A 3,683-nucleotide genomic window follows, 5' to 3' on the forward strand; every position below is an offset into this window, starting at 1 on the left:
AACCCTTATCCTGACTTGATTTCAGTTTTTTCTTTGTCAGTAAGGGTGTCAACAAGGAATATTACAAATTGTTAACCGAGTCTTGAAAGCCTTGTGCTACAAAGGTTTGAAATGTTAAGAAAGATGTGACTAAAGGACAGCCTTGATAAGGGGGGCATCTGATAACTTTTAACGCCTACCTACTCATATTAGAATCAGTGATTAATTGGCATCCTAGCGGAAACAAATGATTATCGACTTACCCGATCGAGAAGCTACTGTCAATTTAGGGGAAAAACTGGGGCAAACCCTGGCCCCCGGCAGTGTAATTTTATTAAAAGGCGATTTGGGAGCGGGAAAAACCACCTTAGTACAGGGAATTGGCCTAGGATTGGGCATTCAAGAGCCTATAGCTAGTCCTACCTTCACCCTCGTTAACGAATATAGCGAAGGCCGCCTTCCTTTGTATCATTTGGATTTGTATCGTTTGCAGGGTCAAGATATCGAGGCGCTGTACCTAGAAAATTATTGGCAGGGAATCGAGGTGGATTTAGGGATAGTGGCGATCGAATGGTCGGAACGTTTAACTTTTTTGCCAGAAAATTATCTAGAGATTACTTTACTCGATCGAGGCGAGCAAGGACGACGAGCGCTGCTCAATTTTGTCGGTGGGGACGAAAAAAATAGCGACCCCACAGGAATCGCTATCAGCACTTGACTTTTGAAGCAATCAAACTTTAGCGGTAACTTTCCACTTATTCTCTAACTCGTCTTTCTTCTAAAGTTTCTTCAAAGAAACTATTGTAGAGGAAACCCGCCGCCACGGCCCCAACAATGGGAGCAATCCAGAATAACCATAATTGACCAACGAGAGCTATATTACCGCATAAAAGAGCAACACCGGTACTACGAGCGGGGTTAACGGAGGTATTGGTCACGGGAATGCTAATTAAGTGAATTAAGGTCAATCCTAAACCAATAGCGATGGGAGCAAAACCGGCCGGAGCGCGTCGATCGGTAGAGCCTAAAATGATGATTAAGAACATGAAGGTCAAGACCACTTCCGTGACCAAAGCGGCGAATAAACTGTAACCACCGGGAGAATGTTCTCCGTAACCATTGGTGGCCAGAGGGTTACTGCCTCCCAGAGCGAAACTGGGTTGACCACTAGCAATAATGTAGATAATTACTGCCGCTAAAATCGCCCCTAAAACTTGAGCGATGATGTAGGGAAGTAGTTCCGAACCGGGGAAGCGTTTACCTGCCCAGAGACCGAAGGAAACGGCGGGATTAAAATGTCCCCCCGAAATATGCCCTAAAGCGTAGGCAAGAGTGAGGACGGTTAAACCGAAGGCGAGGGAGACACCCACAAAAGAAATCCCCAGATGGATATTAAAATCAGCACCATCTACGACACTCTTGGCTTTACCCACAAATACTGCCGCTAAAACAGCACTACCGCAACCGCCGAGAACGAGCCAAAACGTCCCGATGAACTCTGCTAGATACTTTTTCATCTCTATATCAAGGTTGAATGATTTTGCTTTTAGGTTATCTCCCATCAGACCGGATTAAACTGTTATAAGATATTAAAAAATAGTTATTTTTTACCTTCAATTTGCCGTTCTCATGGGGAAACTATCAGCTTTTTAGGGATATAATAGTAAAAAAATCGGGAATTTCTGATAATTTCACACTTTCTTTAGATTTACTTCTATCTTGATGTCTGATGGATTTTGGCAGTGGTTGACCCTTTCCGCCGAGTGCTAATTATGAGATGAGCGATGCAGGAAGAAAAAGCGATATTTAATATCAACAATACTTTTTATCGACCGGAGAGTAAAATCGTCCGAGATTTAGGAGTTTTAGGGGCGGCAATTGCCCAAAAAGAGCGGGGAAGTTTGCGCGTTTTAGAGGTAATGAGCGGCTCTGGTGTGCGAGCGCTCAGGTATTGGTTAGAAAGTGGTGCGGATTGGCTGTGGGTTAATGATGGTAATCCAGAAATTCAGCCAACTTTAGCCGCTAATTTAGAGAGTTTATTACAACAGAAACAAGGGAAAATAACCTATAAATCTGCTCAAGAAGTTCTCCTAGAATGTTATCTTAAAAAAGACCATTACGATCTAGTTGATATTGATGCTTTTGGTTCCCCTGCATCTCTGTTTAGTGCTATTCCTTTAGCCACTAAAATCGGTGGTTTAATTTATCTAACTAATACCGATGGACGGACGCTGACGGGTCATAATCTAGAAAATAGTTTAGCTGATTATGGAGCCTCTGCTCGCAATCATCCAGCTGCCCACGAACAGGGATTAAGATTAATTATCGCTGGTTTGCAATTAGAATCGGCCCGATTAGGTTTAGGAATTACGCCGGTTTTTTCCTTCTTTTTTGGTCAAAGTTATCGGGTGATGGTGCGGTTAACGGCTAATAGACAATTAAATAGTCATAACTACGGTTTTCTCGGTTATTGTCATAGCTGCGGGGAATATCAATCAGTGCCTTGGCCGAAGTTAGGCAAGATAGTTTGTTCTGGGGACGGGCAACCTTTAACTTTAACCGGACCCTTGTGGTTAGGCAGTTTACACGATCGCTTGTATCTAGAAAAAATGGCAGATTTAGCCGATCAATGGCAGTGGAAAAAGGTAGTTAAATTGTTAGAAATAATGAGGGAAGAGAACGATTTTCCTCCCTATTTTTATAGCTTTCGGGAAATTGGTAGAAGGGGGAAATTAGATTTACCCAAAAGGGAAGATTTAATTGCAGCTCTCTTAGAACAAGGTTATCGAGCCGCTGCCACCCATATTAACCCGCAAGCACTGAAAACTAATGCTTCTTTAGCCCAATGTATCGCACTGCTCAAGGACTAATTAATTAAGGATTGCTGAATAAATCTAAAAACCTTGTTGGATAATATCTTTAGGCTTGTTTAAAATCAAAAAGTGCCAGCTCTTGCAGTGATCAGGGGGGAAAAAGTACTTGAATTTTACCCCCGATCACTCCAATGGTAGGCACTTTTTGCGGGAAAAAAAGTCTAAAAGCCTTATCCAACAAGGTTTTTATATTTATTCAGCCAGCCCTATTTAGCGATCGAGGTAGCTACATTAGGACTATTGGGGTTAATATCAATAGTCCGGGTTGCGGGAATAACGATTAAGTCTAAATCTTCCATTGGGATAGCACCAAGCAATACTTGATCCCCCATTACCAAAGCACCGACGAAACCGATGCGGTTTTTGAAACGAATTTCGATCGGTCCAACGTAGGGAACCAGTTGACGGGAACCATCGGCTAAAATTACCTCCTTGCGATCGATTTCAGTTAATTTTAACTGAATTTGAATATGTGCAGGAATGCAGAGATGCAAGGCTCCCGTATCAGCCAAGGCTGGGGTTTCTAGAGGCGATAGGGAACGATCAACGGGGTTACTAAGTTGTATTTTGGCTGAAACTAAACCCATTTTATCCTGTTGAGGTGGTCTATTAATTAGATTATACTAAATCCGTTGAGCATAGGCTACTTATCAGGACAGGCAACAGGCAAAAGGAGGAATAAATAATCAGTTTTTAATCTCTTCGGGTCTAATTCCCCGCCGCTCGCGGCGTACAATAGAAAAATGAGTGAATACATCCATAAGAGCCATAATGTAAGTGTTTTGCTATATCATTTAGTGTTCCCAGCCAAATATCGTAAAGCCGTTTTCG

General features: G+C 42.4%; 4 protein-coding genes and 1 pseudogene. 3 read left to right on the top strand and 2 right to left on the bottom strand.

Features of this window, described 5'->3' with window-relative positions; translation table 11 throughout:
• Window positions 1-226: 226 nt before the first annotated feature.
• Window positions 227-697 carry a tRNA (adenosine(37)-N6)-threonylcarbamoyltransferase complex ATPase subunit type 1 TsaE gene (gene tsaE / locus PX482_RS10685; RefSeq protein ID WP_002759256.1) on the top strand — a complete coding sequence of 157 codons (471 nt, stop codon included), beginning with the start codon at window positions 227-229 and terminating at the stop codon, window positions 695-697.
• A 37-nt stretch (window positions 698-734) separates the two neighbouring features.
• Here the strand turns inward: tsaE and aqpZ are convergent, their stop codons facing one another.
• Window positions 735-1,496: an aquaporin Z gene (gene aqpZ / locus PX482_RS10690; protein WP_288026662.1), complete on the bottom strand. Its 762-nt coding sequence runs from the start codon at window positions 1,494-1,496 to the stop codon at window positions 735-737.
• A 267-nt stretch (window positions 1,497-1,763) separates the two neighbouring features.
• Between aqpZ and PX482_RS10695 the strand changes: the two genes are divergently transcribed.
• A complete protein-coding gene (locus PX482_RS10695; protein WP_288026664.1) occupies window positions 1,764-2,849 on the top strand; it encodes a class I SAM-dependent methyltransferase in 1,086 nt (361 codons plus the stop codon).
• Window positions 2,850-3,058: 209 nt separating this feature from the next.
• Here the strand turns inward: PX482_RS10695 and PX482_RS10700 are convergent, their stop codons facing one another.
• Window positions 3,059-3,439 (bottom strand): pepsin/retropepsin-like aspartic protease family protein, encoded by a 381-nt coding sequence (locus tag PX482_RS10700; protein WP_002763730.1) that lies wholly within the window; start codon window positions 3,437-3,439, stop codon window positions 3,059-3,061.
• Window positions 3,440-3,595: 156 nt separating this feature from the next.
• Here PX482_RS10700 and PX482_RS10705 point away from each other — a divergent pair.
• Window positions 3,596-3,683: pseudogene (locus PX482_RS10705) on the top strand (IS200/IS605 family transposase); the annotation flags it as partial.

Origin of the sequence: Microcystis sp. M53602_WE12 (assembly GCF_030065455.1) — a bacterium.
In the GTDB taxonomy this organism is placed as follows: domain Bacteria; phylum Cyanobacteriota; class Cyanobacteriia; order Cyanobacteriales; family Microcystaceae; genus Microcystis; species Microcystis aeruginosa.